The organism is Chroococcidiopsis sp. [FACHB-1243] (genome assembly GCF_014696895.1).
GTDB lineage: Bacteria > Cyanobacteriota > Cyanobacteriia > Cyanobacteriales > Chroococcidiopsidaceae > Chroococcidiopsis.
The window spans coordinates 38,922-57,422 of record NZ_JACJQX010000017.1; the positions used below are offsets into that span (position 1 = coordinate 38,922).

Consider the following 18,501-nt stretch of genomic DNA (forward strand, 5'->3'; position numbering starts at 1 on the left):
AATTGCTTTTTCTATCCTGTTAATAGATAGATATTCAATTTCTTATGCAGTTAGTGGTTGAATATCTAACATCTAAATTTAGAAGGAGCTAAAGCTATGTTCGATACAGATATGCAATCTGGATTGTTTTTGGATTTATCCGACGAGCAACAACAAGTAGTTGCAGGTGGTGGTTCTACAGGGGATGAGCTTCGCGACAAACTTGCCACTTACTACAAAGCCAATAACAGTTTAACCAACCTGGATGTTGCTCAACAGTCGGGTCCTGAAGGTAGCACGAATCTGCAAAGCTTCAAGCACGATACTCTCGATATTAGTACCGCAGCTTATAAAGATTTCTTTGCCAAATTAGGCTAATTTATTTCGGCAATCAATCCGAAAGCTCTTTACTAGAGACAACCCAATTAGTAAGCGCTATCACTAGTTTAAATGTAGGAGATTTTCCCATGATCGCTAATAATATCAAGTCTGAATTATTTGTGGAATTGTCTGAGGATCAGCAGCAGTTGGTTGCAGGTGGTGGCAGCTCAGGCGATGTTTTGAAAGATAAGCTGGCGACTCATTTCAAAGCTAATCAAACCATAACAAACCTAGAAGTGGCTCAGGAATCGACTCCAAAGGGTAGCACGAATCTGCAAAGCTTCAAGCACGACACTATGGATGTTAACACCGCAGCTTATAAGGATTTCTTTGCCAAATTAAGCTAATTTACGCGACGTGCAACATTTGACAAAAAACTGCGATAAGGTAGAGTGTTTATCTGCACAAACTACCTGAATATAGATTCCAGAGCCTCCTAAATTCTTCATTTTGCACGCTTCAATCGTCTCGCTGCACAAATAAGAACAATGCAAAGGAATAAGGCTCTGGAATCTTTTTATTAGACTTCCTACAAGGAGGCGGGCAGTTTTCTTGTTGATAGTTTTAGCTTGACTAAGTGGATAGCAATCAATAAACGAGGTATCAAACATGTTCTTTTCCAAGAACCAATCCTCAGAATTATTTCTAGACTTATCTGAGGAGCAACAAGAGACTGTGGCTGGTGGTAAGGTGTACGAAAACAACAAGCAGTATTACATTAAAACCGAAACATCAGATGGAGGTAGTACAGACTCAGATGCTCAAAAAGGGAAACGAGATAAACCAGTGATAATAGAGCCAATTGCATGGCAATCTCCATTTGGAGTAGGGGAACAATTGATGTTTCCCAAGATGATTATTTAGAAACTTCCTCTTTCTAACTGCCTGAATAACCTAGTTTTTCTAGGTATGGAATTTAAGTGCCGAACTAAGAGTTTGTAGCCATGGTAAGCGAAATCGATCCCAATTTTGGTGCAGTTGAAACTGATGAGTTTATCCCCCCAATCGGTTCTTTGACAACGCTCGGCGGCGGGATGGCGATCGCTATTTTTAGTGTAGGAGTGTCTCTAGCTGCCACGCTCAGCTACAACGTCACAGTCAAAGCACCTGCAAATATCCGTCCGAGCGGAGAACTGCGGGTTGTTCAGGCAGCAACAGAGGGAACGATTACAAGCATTAACGTGCAAGAAAATCAAGCTGTAAAAAAAGGTGAGCCAATTGCTGAGATCGACAATTCACAACTTCAAACTAAGAAACAACAATTGCAAACCAACATTCAGCAGAGCCACTTACAATTAGTACAAATTACAGCTCAACTCAATTCCTTAGATCGTCAAATAGCTGCTGAGACAAACTTAATGCAGCGTTCTGTAGCTGCGACAGCAGCGGAACTGATGTTGCAACGTAGAGAATATCAAACTAAGGAAATTGCCACAATTGCAGAAGTACAAGCAGCTCAAGCCGCTCTGGGATTGGCACAGGAAGAGAAGCAGAGATATCTACAACTAGCAAATACAGGTGCGATCGCCCAATTGCAAGTTAAGGAAAAAGAACAAGCTTTCAAAGCAGCTAAAGCCAAACTCAAGCAAGCTGAAGCCAGCCTCAATCCTAGTAATGCCACGGTGATTATAGCTAACGAGCAGATCGCTCAAGCCAAAGCCAGAGGACTTGCAACTGTAGCTGCATTAAACAGAGAGCGCGAAAACCTGATCGTTAACAAAATTGCCCTGCAAAATCAACAAGAGCAGGATACAAAAGAACTACAACAAATTGGCTTGGAACTGAGGAAGGCGTTTATTCTTGCCCCTACAGATGGCACAATTCTCAAGCTAGAACTGCGTAACCCAGGACAGGTGGTAGGCATGGGGGATGCGATCGCCCAAATTGCTCCCCGTGACGCTTCCTTAGTGGTGAAAGCTCGTGTCGCAGAACCAGATATTAGCAAAGTCAAACCCGGTCAACAAGTTCAAATGCGCGTTTCTGCTTGTCCTTATCCCGACTACGGCACTCTCAGAGGTGTAGTTCAAGCTGTTGCTCCAGACGCTTTACCCGCAGCTAGCGCGGGGTTAGAGCGGTCGATCGCCCCGTCTAGCTATGAAGTGACGATTCAGCCGGATCGTGAATTTGTCAGTACAGGCGATCGCGTCTGTCGGTTGCAACCTGGGATGGAAGGTGCAGCCGATATTATTTCTCGCTCCGAAACCGTACTGCAATTCATTCTGAGAAAAGCAAGACTACTGACAGATTTGTAAATTGGTGCGTGGTGCGTGAAATACTTCTGACTTGTGTACGGGCGGGTTTAACTGTAGTACTGTTTGTTTTTTCATAGGGATCTTCAAAAAACCCGCCCCTACGACTTACGGCTTCCCAATTACCAACTACCCATTACCTATTACCAATTACCTATTATGGTTAGCCTGTTTAACAAAAAATATCCATGTGTCTTACAGGCAAGCGAGGAAGATTGCGGGGCAGCTTGTCTAGCTACGATTTGCAGACATCACGGACGGGTTTTAAGTATTAATCGTTCGCGGGAAGCTGTCAGTACTGGACAGTTGGGAACGACGATGTTGGGCTTAAGGCGTGGTTCGGAGTCCTTGGGTTTCAATACTCGACCAGTTAAAGCTTCGCGAGAGGTGGTAGACCAGATTAATGATGTTCCTCTACCAGCGATCGTGCATTGGCAGGGCAACCACTGGGTAGTATTGTATGGGCGACAGGGTAGGAATTACGTCATTGCCGATCCAGCTGCGGGTATTCGCTACTTAAGCAGGCGAGAATTAATGAAAGCATGGAATGGCATCATGCTTTTGCTAACTCCCGATCCTAGCTGCTTTTATAATTGGGATGAAGAAGATTCTTTAGGCGGATTTATCCGTTTTTTTCAACGGATATTACCTTATCGAGCCATACTGATTGAGGCTTTGGGCATTAATCTTGTCTTAGGTTTACTTGCCTTAGCTAGCCCATTTTTAATTCAAATTCTCACAGATGATGTTCTAGTACGGGGAGATGTTCAACTACTAAGTGTTGTTATAGCTGCTGTGGTCGTGACAACTCTGTTTAGCAGTACGATGCAACTATTACAAACTACAATGATTGCTCATTTTAGTCAAAAGTTGCAGTTAGGATTAGTCTTAGAATTTGGACGCAAACTTTTACATCTACCTTTAGATTATTTTGAAACTCGCCGTAGTGGAGAAATTGTCAGTCGCTTGCGAGATATTACTGAAATCAATCAGTTGGTCTCGCAAATTGTTGCCTATCTACCCAGCCAGTTTTTTGTTGCTTTAGTTTCGTTTGGCTTCATGCTGTTTTATAGCTGGAAACTGACTTTGGCGGTGATGGCGATCGCCACAATTATGATTTTATCAACGTTACCGTTTTTACCAGTTCTACGGCAGAAAACGCGCAGTCTACTCGTTTTATCGGCAGAGAATCAGGGTGTTTTGGTAGAAACTTTTAAAGGTGCGATGGTGATGAAGACTACAGCGGCTACACCCCAATTTTGGGATGAGTTTCAAAGTCGTTTTGGTCGGTTGGCACATTTGACTTTTAGTACGATTAAAATTGGCATTATTAACGGTGTTTTCACTCAAACGTTGAGCAGCCTTGGTGGTATTGCTTTACTGGGATTCGGTAGCATTTTGGTAATTAATAAGGAACTCAGTATCGGGCAAATGCTAGCGTTTAACACGATGCAAATTAATGTTGTTGGTTTAATTAATTCTCTAGTTGGTTTAACAGACGAATATTTTCGTTCTCAAACAGCAGTTAATCGTCTTTTAGAAGTAATTGATGCAACTCCAGAAGCGGTTGGAGACATTCATAAGCCCTTTGCTGAAATTTTATCAGATGCAGATATTGAGTGTACGAATCTCTACTTTCATCATGCTGGCAGAGTCGATCTACTAGAAGATTTTTCAGTCACAATTCCCGGCGGACAAGTTATTGCTTTGATCGGTCAATCTGGATGTGGTAAAAGTACTTTAGCCAAATTAATTGCAGGTTTATATGAACCCCAATCAGGAAACATTCGGATTGGGACGTATAATCTGTCAGATATCGCGATCGATTGTCTGCGTCAGCAAGTTGTTTTGATTCCTCAAGAACCTCATTTTTGGAGTCGTTCAATTTTAGAAAACTTCCGTTTAGGAAATCCTCACCTTCCGTTCGAGCAAATTGTTAAAGCTTGTCAAATTGCAGATGCCGATAGTTTTATCAGTCAACTACCTAATAAATATCAAACAGTTTTAGGAGAATTTGGCGCAAATTTATCTGGCGGACAGCGACAAAGACTAGCGATCGCCCGCGCTATTGTCAGCAATCCACCTATTCTCATTTTAGATGAAGCGACATCTGGTCTCGATCCGGTGAGTGAATTTCAAGTTCTGGAGCGATTGTTAAACTACCGTAAGGGCAAAACTACAATTATTATCACCCATCGTCCGAGTGCGATCGATCGCGCTGATTGGGTGGTGCTACTCGATCGAGGAAAGTTACAAATTCAAGGTTTTTTATCAGTTTTACGTAACAAACCTGACGAAAATTTAAGATTTTTCTTACCTTAAGTGGAGTAGATATTAATATGTCTGAACCTAATGAAGATAAGAGCGATCGGCTGTTAGATGAGTTATCCGATCGGGAACAAGAAGCTGTAGTGGGTGGATTTGGCTGGGAAGATTTTTTTAGTTCTTTCTTTTTTCAAAAAACAGATATAGACACTTTCGCTGATGCTCAAGATAAGTTTACGGATGGCAGTTCTATTTCTCGCCGTACGAGTTACAAATTATCGCAAATTACTTTAGCGTTTACCATGCCGCTTTTTGGTGGATCTGGTAGACGTAGATCTCGTTCTAGTAGCTCTAGAATGCGAAATATATTTAATTTATTTCAATTGTTTTGGGACAGCTAGTTAGCTCGAACTGTAAAATTATAATGAGATGTTTTGTATTAAGACGCAGCTTTTATCTTACTTAAAAAGCCTTAATAGTCACCACTTAACTTACTCAATATTACGATGACAAGTGGTTGTATTTATGAATCCCGCACCCCACTCCGTTGATTTTTTTGGTTTATCTATAGAATTTGCTGAGATCGTTAGTTATTTGCAAAAGAATTTGCAATTAAAGGAAGTCTGTCAGCAGATTTTATATCGCCGAATCATCGAACGTGTGGCGCGGGAAAGAGGCTTAACAGTTGAAGCTGAGGAAATTCAAGCTGAGTTGGAACGCCAGCGTCGCGATCGCGATTTAGAAATAGATGCCGATTTGTTAACTTGGTTGACAGATCGGCTGCTCGATCGAGAAACTTGGGAAGCTAGTATTCGCGATCGCCTGTTGGCTGAAAAATTAAATCAACGTCTCTTTGCTATAGAAGTAGAACGATTCTTTAACCAACATCCAAGTGAATTTGAACGAGTCTTACTTTATCGAATTGTCGTGTCTAGTGCAGCTGAAGCATTAGAAATTTTATATCGATTGCAAGAGGGGCAAATTAGCTTTTATGAAGCTGCACACTTCTACGATATTAGCGAAAAACGGCGACTTCAATGCGGTTATGAGGGAAGAATCTATCGGTCTCAGTTACAACCAGATATAGCAGCGATCGTCTTTAGTGGTGCTGTAGGACAGGCGATCGGTCCTCTGCAAACTGATACAGGTTATTGTTTACTATTAGTAGAAGAATTCTTTTCAGCTCAGTTAACTTCGGAAAGATTCCAAGAAATTTTGGAACGGCTATTTCAGCGGTGGTTGGCGTTGGAGTTAAGTTCGATGCTGCAAGGTAAATGAGATAAGGGGCGGTTAAAACCGCATCTACACAGACAAAACCTACCTCCGCAGGTTAAAAAACTTAAATATAGTTTTTAGTCTGCGCTCGTCAGACTTTGTTTGTGTAGCTGTGAATTCTATTCGCCCTTACTCTGAAATTTGTTCGCGCAAAGACGCAAAGACGCGAAGAAAAAGGCAATAAGTAGCTGTTGATGTGATTTAGCTATTAGTATTTCGTAAGCTGCCAAGAGCTGCTTTGTTTTCTATATAGTCTGATAAATTAATAAAGTCTTCACGGGGATGGCATTTACCTCCAATTAGCTTAAAGGCTAGTTCGCTAGGAGAGCCATCTGGATTTTCTAAAAGGTGTATACCCCAATAATAAAGCTGATCGCTGGCACGAATACAAATTTCCTCTGGATCTATACAATGGAACTTTTCATCTGTTTTACTAATTTCTTTATAAGCATTAAAGAAGGCTCTTTTGAGAATCTTCAATTGATTTACACTTGGTTGTTTAAAATTGTTAACTAGTACAAACAGATTTGCTTTCTTATTAATTGTACGTATTTCTTTTACAGTTCCCTCAATTACTTTCCCATGTTTATTAATTCCCAAAGGATTTAATGTTGTAGGTATGATGCAATAATCAAATTTCTGAACGAGTTCTTCAGGATTACGTTCAAGTGCAGGGGAACAATCACAAATTACTATTTGACAATCACGCGCAGCATCTTCATGCCAGTCTTGCCCATCAAAAACTGTAATAGTTGTACCAAGACCTTTAGGGTTAGGAACAAAAACACCATCGCCTACCAATTTCTGTAAGTTTTGTTCTGGGTCTAAATCTACTAGAGCAATATTAAATCCTTGTAGTGCAAATGCCCCAGCTAAATGTGCTGAAACTGTGGTTTTTCCTACTCCACCTTTACAAGTAAAAACACCAAAATAAATTTTATCTTTTGTTTTTCTTGTTGATGAAGATGTAATAGAACCATCTATTAGCTCAATTTTATGTTCCAAGGCAATCCCACAATACATCTTAGTTTCCTGATTCCAGGCTCTGATTTGGGCAAGTGCTGGACCTCCGAATCCTTTTGTAGTTATGAAATAACCACGATTGAATTCTTTACCATCTTCAGACTCTAGAAAAGCAGCAAATCTTTGCAGCATAGGAGCTGTAACATTAGCTCTTAACCATTTAACCTGTACAGCAGCGACTATACCATCTTTTCTTACAACCAAATCGTAACCAGGTTGATTGGGTTTAGGGGTTGTGACTGTCCAACCTTCTCTATGAAAAAGTCGCTCTACGTGTTCCTCGAAGTCTCTATAGTTTGTATAGTTCGTAAAGTATGACTCAACAGATGACGGCATAAATAGCAACCTTTAGGTTTTCGGTTAGAAATGAGGGTTTACTTTGATAAGTAATTTTTAGGCAAAATAGTTTTTCCTACAGTTAATTTACCCAAAAGAGAAAATCGAGTAACACCCAAGACTTAATTCAGATGGACAACAAAACGCTATAAGTAGAAGAAGGCGATCGCATCCTCTAAAGGTACTTATCATGGCAGTGGAATACGATCTTGTGGTTATTGGTGGCGGTTCGGGTGGTTTGGTGGTGGCTGGTGTCGCCGCTGCACTTAAGGCGAAGGTAGCGCTAGTTGAAAAGCATCGCCTGGGTGGTGATTGTCTTTGGTATGGTTGCGTCCCCAGTAAGTCTTTGATTCGTGCTTCTCGCGTGGCTTATGAGGTGAAACATGCGGGAAGATTTGGGATCTACTGTAACGATCCGCAAATTGATTTTGCTAAAGCGATCGCGCACGTCCAAAATACAATTACTACCATCGAACCCCACGATTCGCCAGAAAGGTTTGAGGGTTTGGGTGTAGAAGTCATTTTTGGTGATGGTAAGTTCGTTGATAAGAAAACGTTTGAAGTTAATAACCGCCGCCTCAAAGCCAGAAGTTTTGTCATCGCTACAGGTTCTCGTCCCGCCACGCTACCAATACCAGGACTGAAGGAAGCGGGATTTATTACTAACGAAGAAGTGTTTGAAATTACCGATCGCCCAGATATGCTAGCCATTATTGGCGGAGGACCAATCGGTTGTGAGTTAGGACAAGCATTTTCTCGTTTAGGATCGAAAGTTACCATCATTGCTAGTCGCGATCGCCTCCTTCCTAAGGAAGATCCAGAAGCAGTTGAAGTTATCCACCAACAATTTCAATCTGAAGGGATTAATTTTCTCCTGAATACCAAAGCAGAAAAAATCGAAGTTGTAGATGGTAAAAAATATATTTGGACGGGAAAAGAAAAGATTATCGTTGACCAAATTTTAGTTGCAGCCGGACGAGCGCCAAACGTAGAATCTTTGAACTTAGAGGCAGCAGGCGTAAAAGTAGGTAAAAAGGGAATTGAAGTCAATTCTAAACTGCAAACTTCCAATCCCCGGATCTACGCTTGTGGCGATGTTTTGGGCGGTTATCAATTCACCCACGTTGCTAGTTATCAAGCAAATATCGTTCTCAAAAATGCTTTGTTTTTACCAATATTTAAAGTAAGCAATCGCGTCATTCCTTGGGCAACGTTTACCGAGCCAGAATTAGCAAGGGTGGGATTAACGGAACAAGAAGCTAGGGAAAAGTATGGGAACGATGTTCGAGTTGTCAAACAAGAATATGCAGATGTGGATCGCGCTCAAGCTGACGGAACGACAGCCGGATTTGCTAAGATTATTACCAAACGTAGCGGGCAAATACTCGGCGCTCATTTAGTTGGTGCAGCGGCGGGCGAACTTATCCACGAGATTATATTGGCAATGTCGCATAATCTGAAGCTATCTGCTCTGAGTGGAATTCACATCTATCCCACCTTATCAGAAGTGAATAGTAAGGCAGCTTTTGCTCAAACTCGCCAAAATTACGAACAAAACCACAGATTGCAGCAGATGTTATCCAGTATATTTCGCGTCATCCGTCGCTTCGGCTAAGCTATAATCGCGCTGTTTGAGGAGTGAACCCAAGCTTGTATGCACTGGCTATTGACTGGATCTTTGAGTGTAGAGGAACTGACGGTAGCGATCGCCGACTTACCTGCATCTTTGGTAGGGACGAAGATAGTGCAACTGTCCGATCTGCATTACGACGGTGTTAAGCTCTCAGAAGAGATGTTAAAGCAGGCGATCGCGGCTACGAACGAAGCCGATCCCGATTTGATCGTTTTAACTGGCGATTACGTTACCGACGATCCCAGCCCCATCCATCAGTTAGTCTTGCGACTCAAGCACCTGCAAAGTCGCTATGGAGTTTATGCTAGCCTGGGCAATCACGATATCCATTACCCCTATTCCAAAGCCGAAGTAACTAAAGCCTTGACAAGTGTGGGCATTTGTGTGTTGTGGAATGAAATTGCTTACCCATTTGGGAAAAAATTACCTTTAGTTGGACTAGCTGATTATTGGTCGCGGGAGTTTGATGCTAAATCGGTAATGAAACAGCTAGACCCGCAAATCCCTCGAATTGTCTTATCTCACAATCCAGACACAGCCGTACCGTTGAAAAAATGGCGCGTCGATTTACAATTATCCGGTCATACTCATGGGGGTCAGTTTGCCTTACCTGGTATTGGTCCCGCGATTACCTGGTATCAAGATTTGCGCCGCAGTCTACCTAAAAATATGCGGCGTTGGATGCCATTTATGCAAGCTGAGTGCGCTAAAGTCGTGCGTCACTGGGAATGGGCGCAGGGTTTTCACCAAGTTGGTGAGAACCAAATGTACGTCAATCGCGGCTTAGGAACTTATGCCCCCGGTCGATTTTTGTGTCCGCCAGAGGTGACGGTGATTACTTTGGCATCTCAATCTAATCTCGGCGATCGCCTTTGCTAGGTTGACTGACAAACAGCTTCTTTTTACCTGTTATTTGTCTCTAAATTGTCACTTTGTTGTTTCGAATAAGTCACTTTCTTTGTCTATATTTTGATTTCATGCAAACAAAGACAACAGGAGGAACTTATGAGAGGTAGCCATAGAATCGATAAATCCAAGCTAGTTGATAAAATCTATATGCTTCATCAACTCCATCAACAGAATATTAAAATGTCAGAACGATCTCCTAAAAAATATGATTCTCAAGTTAGGAGAATTCACGATATAGATGACGAGGATTTCAGGAAAGCTGCGTAACTAAAATCTCACAACCATAAGTTAGCAGCAGGGGAAGAAAAACCCTGCTTTTTATTTTCAGCTTCTGTAGAGACGTTACACGTAACGTCTCTACAAGAATTATGGTTCCATCGGATCTGGTAACGGTCTACCCTTGGGTTCGGGTAATCTCGGACGGCGATCGCCATATGGCATCGGGATATACTGGACGCTGGGACGACCTCCTTGCGGTTGAGGATACAATTCCATCAGGTCGTAGATCGATCTTGGCAATCCTACTGTAATTGGCAATCCCAGTTCTGTTGCTTCTTCTACGGTGATAGGGTAGTCGTGAGTGACTTGTCCCGTCGTTAGCGTCTCGACAATCTTTTCAACATTTTCCGGCGAGATTTTCTGTTTGGGAATATCGTCTTTTAACAACGTGCGGACAAAGCGCTGAACCTGAGCGATCGCTTTACGCGACAAGTCCGCCATAATTAGGGTTTGATCCTCCACCTCGCTAATCGGTTTATCTTCCACCACTTTGAGAATACTTGCAGCGGGGAAGTTGCCTAACTGCGGATCCACTGGTCCCAACACAGCGTTAGCATCCATCACAATTTCATCAGATGCCAGTGCTAGCATCGTGCCACCACTCATGGCATAGTGGGGTACAAACACTGTTACCTTTGCTGGATGGCGAATTAAGGCTCTAGCAATTTGCTCTGTTGCTAAGACTAAACCCCCAGGAGTATGCAGAATTAAATCGATGGGGACATTAGGTGGAGTGAGGCGAATTGCTCTAAGTACCTGTTCTGAGTCTTCAATCGTAATGTAACGAGAAAGGGGAATTCCCAACAAGCTAATTGACTCTTGACGGTGAATCAGCAGGATAGTTCGGCTGCTGCGACCCCGTTCAAATTCTTGGATAGTTTTGACGCGACGAAATTCCATCTGACGACGCTGCCATACTGGTTGCAGCGAAGAAAAGAAGAGAAAAACCCAGAATAGGTCAAAAAAACTAAAGCTCATAGTGTTAATGTCTTTTAAAAGAGAGTTACCCTCCCTATTGTTTCAATTTCTCACAAATCGCAAGTCTATCCTAAGAACTATGGTGTTGTGTAAAAGCGCACAACTGTGCGCCCTTAAATCCCCTTTAATAGCCGCCGCGATCGCGTTTGAGATCGTAGATTACCTTTTCCATATACCAATCAACTGACTGGTGCGGGTTTTTCTTTTGAGCTTGAGATAGAAGGCGGTTGGCTGTTTCTCTTTCGTCATGCAGCAAACTCATTAATCTTTTCTGAAGATGACGGCTACCTTGCTCGACGCGAACGGAACCTCCTACAGCAACAGGACGCGATTTTACTGGAGATTTGAAGTGTCCGTTATTTCTAGCGGCTAAGGCGATCGCCGCAGCGCCACCTGCTAAGCCTGCTAAAGCTAGCATCAGGTTAGGATCTATTCCTTCTTCGTTCCTGGGGTTCGATCGGTATATTTGTGCCGTCAAAAATTCGCGGTGACTTGGCTCAACTTCTCTAGTAACGGTTTGAGCGGCAATAGGCAAACTGCTGCTACTAATCTGAGCGCCAAGAATAGCAGCGATCGCAGCACTCAAATGCAACAACTTTAACATTGGATTAGTTCAACTTCCGAACTCTTTAGATGTTTCTATTCTGAGGTATAAATATGACAAGAATGTGTCAAGACAACCCGTATAAATATGACGATAGAATTACAATTAATCGCGATGACATTGATGTTACACGGCAATCTAGAAGTAGAGATTTTGGATTGGTATTGTTGATATGAACCAAAATTTTGCGCGGGTGGCGTAGTTGCGCGAGATGCTGAATGCTACCTTCCGCTCCTGAAAGAGGTAGGTGTCCCATCTCCCGTGCTTTGCGATTGGCAATGCCCAAATTTACCAACTCGTCATCTTGCCAACACGTCCCATCAATCAGAATGCAATCGCTAGATTCAAACCGTTCTAATACGGTGTCATCTAACTGAGCTAAACCTGGGGCATATGTCATCACTTTGCCACTGGCGCGAAACGTAAAACCTACAACCCACACTTCATCTGCTACAGCCTTGTGACGCATGTATTTTGGTGGTTTGGCAGCCAGGGAAAACGCCTCTACTTCTAGTTGATTTGCTGCATCCAGTCCCAGGTTTATCGGTATGCCAGGTTCGAGTAACGACCATTTTACGCCGCAATAGCCTGCTAAAGTCGATAGTAATGGAAACCCTTCCGTCAGAGCTATACGAACTGTATCAGTGCCGTAAACACGCAGTGGTTCGGAAGATTCCCGCAACAAGATCAACCCTGTGGTGTGGTCAATTTCTGCATCTGTGAGCAGAATCCCAGCGATCGGACTAGAGCGGATGGAAACTGGTTTGCCGTCCCGCAATAACTCAAGTTGCTAACGCACGTCTGGGGAAGCATTGACTAAAAACCAAGGTTGGTTATTTGCCCGTACTGCAATTGAGGACTGATTGAGCCAGCATACACCTGCACTAGAGGCGCGGACTGCTTGGCAATTAGGACAGTTACAGTTCCACTGCGGCAGTCCCAAGAATTTTTACTTCCATAGCTTTAGTAGAGGCTATCAGTTATCAGTAGAGAGTAAGTAGTGAGTAGTGTAAAGACGTTACATGTAACGTCTTTACAAAGTTATCAGTAATTGAAAAAAGCTACTACTATATTGCCTTTTCACTAGTTAATGACTCGATAGCTGACCAACATTCTAATTTCTTGACGAGATAGCCCTAGTTCCTGAACCATAGCATCTTTTAATCGCTCGATATCTGTAACTGGAAACTCCAATTCTAAATTTTTAATTGCCGAATCAATCGTGACGATTTCCACCTTAGTCGTTCCCTGTTGTTTATCGATCTGGGCTAATATTCCTTGGACATTAAATTTAAACTGCCCCTGAACTTGCATACCGGATTGTAATTCTCTGCCTCCAGAAGCAAGGTTTAATTCGCGAGCAAGTATAGTTTGTAAAGCGATCGCATCTACATTGGGAAACTCAAATCGTAACTTTTTCACTGGCGATTTGGTAATCTCAATCTCAACTTCAGTAAACTCTAACTCTCTCTCGATTTCAGCTTTAACCACTATTGCTTTTACTGGTAACTGTACTTGGAGATGGGAATTTTCAGCTTGTAGCTTATCTAGTCCCACGAAGGAAAGACTTAACACTCGATTTGTGAGTTGCTCGCCAAACAGTCCAAAAGCAGTTAAGAGTAATGGTAAAGGTAGCAGAAACTTCAGCGGTAAAGCAGACAATTTTAGCAACCAAAGGAACATAGATAGGGATTGGAGCTTGCACTTCAAAGGAGCGATTTTGGAGCGGATTTTTCCCAAAGGCTCGATCGGAGAATCTCACTGGTGGGGGATATGCCGATCGGTTGATATTTCCTAGTTTAAAGATAATCAGAAAATAGTTAACTTCAGAACACGCGATCGCAGGCTGGGATTATGAGAATTTTATTGGTGGAAGACGACAGCGAACAGTTAGAACCACTGCAAACTGCCTTGACTGAAGCCGGACACATTGTCGATGGTGTTGATGATGGGGCAATGGCACAATGGCTGCTATCTCAAAAAGATTATGACTTATTGATTTTGGACTGGATGCTGCCAGAAGTCAGTGGGGTATCGCTCTGTCGTCAGTATCGACAAACGGGCAAAACGTCCCCCGTACTGATGTTGACGGCTAAAGATACGACTCCAGATAAAATTATGGGTTTAGATGCAGGTGCGGATGATTATTTGGTTAAACCGATAGATATTTTAGAACTTTTGGCACGAGTGCGGGCATTGGGGAGGCGATCGCCCATGTGGCAGGGAGATATTCTGCGGCTGGCAGATTTACAACTTCATCTTGACACCCTAGTTTTGGAACGAGATGGAATTGCTATAGAATTGGCTCCAAGGGAATTTCATTTACTAGAGTATTTTCTGCGTCATCCTAACCACGTTCTGTGCCGCGACCAAATCGAACAAGCATTATGGGAATGGGGTTCTGAGCCTGAAAGCAACGCCGTGACTGCACTGATACGACGGCTGCGTCAACGCCTGCAATTAGTCAATGCCGCCGACTGGATTGAAACTATATATGGTATGGGTTATCGCTTTAAACCTACCGTTGAGCAAGTCGTAAGTCGTAAGTCGTAAGTTAAAACTGTTTCGGATCGTTAACCGCTCACCAACTACCAATTACCAACTACCACTGTTCATGTTTAACCGCAGGTTTGCTCGCAGTCGTACTAATATTGCTCTGTGGTTTACCGTGACGATGGGTGGTATTTTAGTCGTGTTTGCAGGGGTAATCTACTACCTGACGATCTTAGATGAGTTGGAGGATCTCGATCGCCTACTTTACAAAAAAACTAGCGTCATGGCGGTGAACGCCGAGTATAACCGACTGACAAAGCAAGTAAATTTAAAAAATGTACCGCTGGTAGGGACTAATACCCCACCCATTGGGACGGATGTTGTCTATGCGCGGTGGTACAACTCTCAAAGGCAACTCGTACAGTTTTTCGGTACGACACCCTCATCTGAGCTAACTGTATCGCCTGGATTTTCCACGTTAGAAACTGTTAACAACGACACCCAGACAGCACCTACTCCTGTCTGGCTGCGCCAAGTGACTTTGCCTGTTTACCAAAGCGAGTTGTTAATTGGTTATCTGCAAGTCGCCATTCCACTCGCACCTACACAGCAAGAGCTAGCCCAATTACGATTAGTTTTATTGCTGATAGTACCAGTGACTATAGGAATTGTCGGCTTAGCTGGTTGGCTGCTGGCAGGGTTAGCAATGCAACCGATTCGAGACAGCTACGACCAACTCCAACGCTTTACGTCTGATGCTTCCCACGAATTACGAGCGCCACTAGCAGCAGTGATGAGCAATGCTCAAGTTGGAGTGATTTCCAAATCGAGCGATCCTTCGCAACAGCGGCTGCGATTTGAGAAGATTGTCAAAGTGGCGAAGTCGATGGAGGCTTTGATCGGTCAGTTGCTATTTCTCGCAAGGCATGAAGGGCAATTAACGACTCAGTCTTTGGTAGAGGTTGACTTGACAAGCTGGCTAAAAGAATTAGCAGATAATTATACTTCTCAGATCGCAACCCAAACCACAACCCAAAATGTAAATTTTGCCATCAAATTACCTCAACATACAGTCAAGGTGAAAATCGACTCAGACTTACTGCAACAAGCAGTTGTAAATTTGTTGAGTAACGCTTTTAAGTACACGCCAGCTGGCAGGAGCGTGCAATTACGACTTTTTACCCGTTTTCATCAAGCTGTAATTCAAGTTGAGGATAGCGGCATTGGCATTCCCCAATCGGATTTACCTCGGATTTTCGATCGCTTTTATCGTGTCGATTCTAAGCGAGCGCGTAAAACAGGCGGTTTTGGATTGGGGTTAGCGATCGCCTCTCAGATCGTTCGCGCTCACGGCGGTGAAATTAGCGTCAAAAGCGTTTCTGGGCAGGGTTCCACTTTTCAAATTCAACTCCCGCTGGCTTAGAACACTATCGCCTAATTGTCACTCTATCTCTTGGGATGAACTGCTCGGTTACGCTTAAAGAATTACACCTAAAGATAGATAAATAAAATACATAAACCAAACCAAGTTTACTAGTTCACAATTCATGCTACATGGAGCTAAAAAATAAGTTTTATAATCTTATTAGAGTCTTTTGGTTAACAACAACTCGAATATCAAATTAAAAGACAACTTCAGCTCCTCAGCAACAAAGGTAGTGTGGGGTAGCGTTCGTGTCAGATTGTGCTGCCTCGGTAACGCAAATAGAGAGTTAGAAGTGTCTGCGTTTCAATCGCTCCAATTGTCTGATGAGATTCAGTCGCAGGTTGGGCAATTGGACAAGCTTCTTCAAAGGAGAAATCCAAATGAGCGATTTTTGCCCGATTAAGCGATTTGACCACCTTGAGTTCTATGTTGGGAACGCAAGGCAGGCAGCACTATTTTATTCCAAGTGTTTTGGATTCACGATCGCTGCCTATAGAGGACTAGAGACTAATAGCCGCGCCACTGCCTCATACGTACTAGAGCAAGGGGATATTCGCTTTGTTTTGAGTACGGGACTGCATCCAGAACATCCCATCTCCAAAAGCGTACTCAAACACGGCGACGGAATTGCCATTATTGCTTTAGAAGTCCCTGATGTTGTTAGCGCCTATCAGGAAACAACTCGACGAGGTGCGGTGGGAGCGATCGCCCCGACGGAAGCACAAGATAATTATGGAGTGTTACGCTACAGTGCGATTCATGCTTATGGCGATACCTTAATCGAGTTCGTCGATCGCAGCAATTACGCAGGTGTTTTTGCTCCTGGTTTTGAACCTCGGAATCTACATGCCAACCGCAAAGGAGTGGGATTGAAAACCATCGACCACGTAGTTGCAAATGTAGAACTAGGAGCAATGGAGAGGTGGACGCGGTTTTTTGCTGAGACGATGGGCTTTAACCTATTAATACATTTTGACGATCGCGCTATTTCTACTGAGTACTCAGCCTTAATGTCCAAAGTAATGCAGGACAGCACGGGTACGATTAAATTACCCATTAACGAACCAGCTTTAGGCAAGGGTAAATCTCAAATTGAAGAGTACTTGGAATATTACCACGGAGCCGGAATTCAACACGTTGCCTGCGCGACCGACAGCATCGTCGAGACAGTCACTCAGATGCGGGCAGCAGGAGTTGAGTTTCTCTCGACACCAAAAGCGTATTACGAAAACTTAGAGGAGCGAGTCGGAAAAATCGACGAGCCAATCGAGCGGCTAGCCGAGTTAGGCATCTTAGTAGATCGAGAAGAAGATGGGTATTTATGCCAAATTTTTACCCAGCCAGTACAAGACCGACCGACGCTGTTCTTTGAGGTTATTGAGCGACATGGAGCGCAAGGCTTCGGTGAGGGGAATTTCAAATCCTTGTTTGTCGCGATCGAACGCGAGCAAACCTTGAGAGGTAATTTGGCGATCGCCACGGTGTGAAACCATGACTTATTACCACTATTTGGGGAACATTCCTCACAAACGACACACTCAATTTCGTCAACTAGATGGCTCTCTGTATCACGAAGAATCGATCGGGCTTCGTGGCTTCTCAGGCGTGCAATCTTTGCTCTACCACTTGCATCCACCCACGCAAATTCAGAAAATTTGGATCGAGGGCAACGTAGAAATTCCCTACGAAGACCAAAGCCCCTTGCATCACCGCCACCTACGCACGGCAAATATGACAGCGAAAGGCGATGCTGTGGAATCGCGCATCCCCTTGATGGCAAATTCAGAGATTTGCATATCAGTCGCTTGCCCGACACGACCTATGCACTATTGGTATCGGTTCGCCTGCGGCGATGAAGTCATTTTCATCCATGACGGGAGCGGCATACTAGAAACTCAGTTTGGCAATCTCTTCTACCGACCTGGCGATTACTTGGTGATTCCCACAGGAGTTCTTTGGCGTATCCTCCCTGATGCAGCAGTCGAGCAGCGCATGTTGGTTGTAGAAGCTTACGGACACATCGATCCACCAGCACGTTATCTCAATCGCTACGGTCAATTTCTCGAACACTCCCCCTACTGCGAGCGCGATATTCGTCCGCCAAACCAACTAATCGTCCACGACGAGGAAGGAGAATTTGAGGTTCGAGTCAAAGCTGGAAACCAGATTACTAGCTACCTCTATCACCATCATCCCTTAGATGTTGTGGGATGGGATGGGTATCTTTGGCCCTTTGCCTTCAACATCGAAGATTTTGAGCCAATTACAGGTCGGGTTCACCAACCGCCTCCAGTGCATCAAACATTTGAAGCTCCCGGATTTGTTTTGTGTTCCTTCGTACCGCGTCTGTTTGATTATCACCCTTTAGCAATTCCGGCTCCATACAACCATTCCAACGTCGATTCAGATGAGGTAATTTACTACGTCGATGGAAAATTTATGTCGCGTAAAGGAATTGAACGGGCATCGATTACCATTCATCCCAGAGGTATTCCCCACGGTCCTCACCCAGGCATGTACGAGGGGTCAATTGGGAAAGAACGGACTGACGAACTCGCTGTGATGATCGATACCTTTCGTCCGCTGAAGTTGACACGGCACGCTCTTAAATTTGAGGACAAAGACTATTCGTATAGTTGGGTCAGTCATTAGTCATCGATCATTCGTAACT

Annotated in this window: 19 protein-coding genes; 13 read left to right on the forward strand and 6 right to left on the reverse strand. The window is 43.5% G+C overall.

What is annotated here, in order from left to right:
* Positions 1-96 precede the first annotated feature (96 nt).
* The 7 genes from H6G17_RS14330 (at position 97) to H6G17_RS14360 (ending at position 6,152) form a co-directional block, all read left to right on the forward strand.
* Positions 97-357, forward strand: a complete 261-nt coding sequence (locus H6G17_RS14330; RefSeq protein ID WP_192158199.1) for a CTB family bacteriocin — start codon at positions 97-99, stop codon at positions 355-357.
* Between the two features lie 89 nt (positions 358-446).
* On the forward strand, positions 447-707 hold the full coding sequence (locus H6G17_RS14335; protein ID WP_192158201.1) for a CTB family bacteriocin: 261 nt from the start codon (positions 447-449) through the stop codon (positions 705-707).
* Between the two features lie 262 nt (positions 708-969).
* Positions 970-1,224, forward strand: a complete 255-nt coding sequence (locus H6G17_RS14340) for a CTB family bacteriocin (protein ID WP_192158203.1) — start codon at positions 970-972, stop codon at positions 1,222-1,224.
* 80 nt (positions 1,225-1,304) lie between these two features.
* A complete protein-coding gene (locus H6G17_RS14345) occupies positions 1,305-2,612 on the forward strand; it encodes an HlyD family efflux transporter periplasmic adaptor subunit (RefSeq protein ID WP_192158205.1) in 1,308 nt (435 codons plus the stop codon).
* A 156-nt stretch (positions 2,613-2,768) separates the two neighbouring features.
* Positions 2,769-4,931, forward strand: a complete 2,163-nt coding sequence (locus tag H6G17_RS14350) for a peptidase domain-containing ABC transporter (protein ID WP_192158321.1) — start codon at positions 2,769-2,771, stop codon at positions 4,929-4,931.
* A 17-nt stretch (positions 4,932-4,948) separates the two neighbouring features.
* Entirely contained in the window at positions 4,949-5,275 is a 327-nt protein-coding gene (locus tag H6G17_RS14355) for a hypothetical protein (RefSeq protein ID WP_192158208.1), read from the forward strand.
* A 112-nt stretch (positions 5,276-5,387) separates the two neighbouring features.
* Entirely contained in the window at positions 5,388-6,152 is a 765-nt protein-coding gene (locus H6G17_RS14360) for a peptidylprolyl isomerase (protein ID WP_347276431.1), read from the forward strand.
* A gap of 198 nt (positions 6,153-6,350) precedes the next feature.
* Here the strand turns inward: H6G17_RS14360 and H6G17_RS14365 are convergent, their stop codons facing one another.
* Positions 6,351-7,508, reverse strand: a complete 1,158-nt coding sequence (locus tag H6G17_RS14365; RefSeq protein ID WP_192158210.1) for a restriction endonuclease — start codon at positions 7,506-7,508, stop codon at positions 6,351-6,353.
* 190 nt (positions 7,509-7,698) lie between these two features.
* Between H6G17_RS14365 and H6G17_RS14370 the strand changes: the two genes are divergently transcribed.
* Positions 7,699-9,123: a mercuric reductase gene (locus H6G17_RS14370; protein ID WP_192158212.1), complete on the forward strand. Its 1,425-nt coding sequence runs from the start codon at positions 7,699-7,701 to the stop codon at positions 9,121-9,123.
* A gap of 39 nt (positions 9,124-9,162) precedes the next feature.
* Positions 9,163-10,020: a metallophosphoesterase gene (locus H6G17_RS14375; protein WP_192158214.1), complete on the forward strand. Its 858-nt coding sequence runs from the start codon at positions 9,163-9,165 to the stop codon at positions 10,018-10,020.
* Between the two features lie 396 nt (positions 10,021-10,416).
* Here H6G17_RS14375 and H6G17_RS14380 read toward each other — a convergent pair whose 3' ends face one another.
* The 5 genes from H6G17_RS14380 to H6G17_RS14395 form a co-directional block, all read right to left on the reverse strand.
* Positions 10,417-11,307: a hypothetical protein gene (locus H6G17_RS14380; protein WP_192158216.1), complete on the reverse strand. Its 891-nt coding sequence runs from the start codon at positions 11,305-11,307 to the stop codon at positions 10,417-10,419.
* A 124-nt stretch (positions 11,308-11,431) separates the two neighbouring features.
* Entirely contained in the window at positions 11,432-11,911 is a 480-nt protein-coding gene (locus H6G17_RS14385) for a hypothetical protein (RefSeq protein ID WP_192158218.1), read from the reverse strand.
* A gap of 67 nt (positions 11,912-11,978) precedes the next feature.
* On the reverse strand, positions 11,979-12,689 hold the full coding sequence (locus tag H6G17_RS14390; protein WP_199316720.1) for an MBL fold metallo-hydrolase: 711 nt from the start codon (positions 12,687-12,689) through the stop codon (positions 11,979-11,981).
* Between the two features lie 12 nt (positions 12,690-12,701).
* A complete protein-coding gene (locus H6G17_RS32600; protein ID WP_199316721.1) occupies positions 12,702-12,854 on the reverse strand; it encodes a hypothetical protein in 153 nt (50 codons plus the stop codon).
* Between the two features lie 140 nt (positions 12,855-12,994).
* Positions 12,995-13,594 (reverse strand): hypothetical protein, encoded by a 600-nt coding sequence (locus H6G17_RS14395; RefSeq protein ID WP_192158220.1) that lies wholly within the window; start codon positions 13,592-13,594, stop codon positions 12,995-12,997.
* A gap of 171 nt (positions 13,595-13,765) precedes the next feature.
* Between H6G17_RS14395 and rppA the strand changes: the two genes are divergently transcribed.
* The 4 genes from rppA (at position 13,766) to H6G17_RS14415 (ending at position 18,482) form a co-directional block, all read left to right on the forward strand.
* Positions 13,766-14,464 (forward strand): two-component system response regulator RppA, encoded by a 699-nt coding sequence (gene rppA / locus H6G17_RS14400; protein WP_192158222.1) that lies wholly within the window; start codon positions 13,766-13,768, stop codon positions 14,462-14,464.
* Positions 14,465-14,525: 61 nt separating this feature from the next.
* The gene (locus H6G17_RS14405) at positions 14,526-15,827 is read left to right on the forward strand and encodes a HAMP domain-containing sensor histidine kinase (protein WP_192158224.1); all 1,302 of its coding nucleotides are present in this window, start codon (positions 14,526-14,528) and stop codon (positions 15,825-15,827) included.
* Between the two features lie 383 nt (positions 15,828-16,210).
* The gene (gene hppD, locus H6G17_RS14410; RefSeq protein WP_192158226.1) at positions 16,211-17,317 is read left to right on the forward strand and encodes a 4-hydroxyphenylpyruvate dioxygenase; all 1,107 of its coding nucleotides are present in this window, start codon (positions 16,211-16,213) and stop codon (positions 17,315-17,317) included.
* A 4-nt stretch (positions 17,318-17,321) separates the two neighbouring features.
* Entirely contained in the window at positions 17,322-18,482 is a 1,161-nt protein-coding gene (locus tag H6G17_RS14415) for a homogentisate 1,2-dioxygenase (RefSeq protein ID WP_192158228.1), read from the forward strand.
* Positions 18,483-18,501 lie beyond the last annotated feature (19 nt).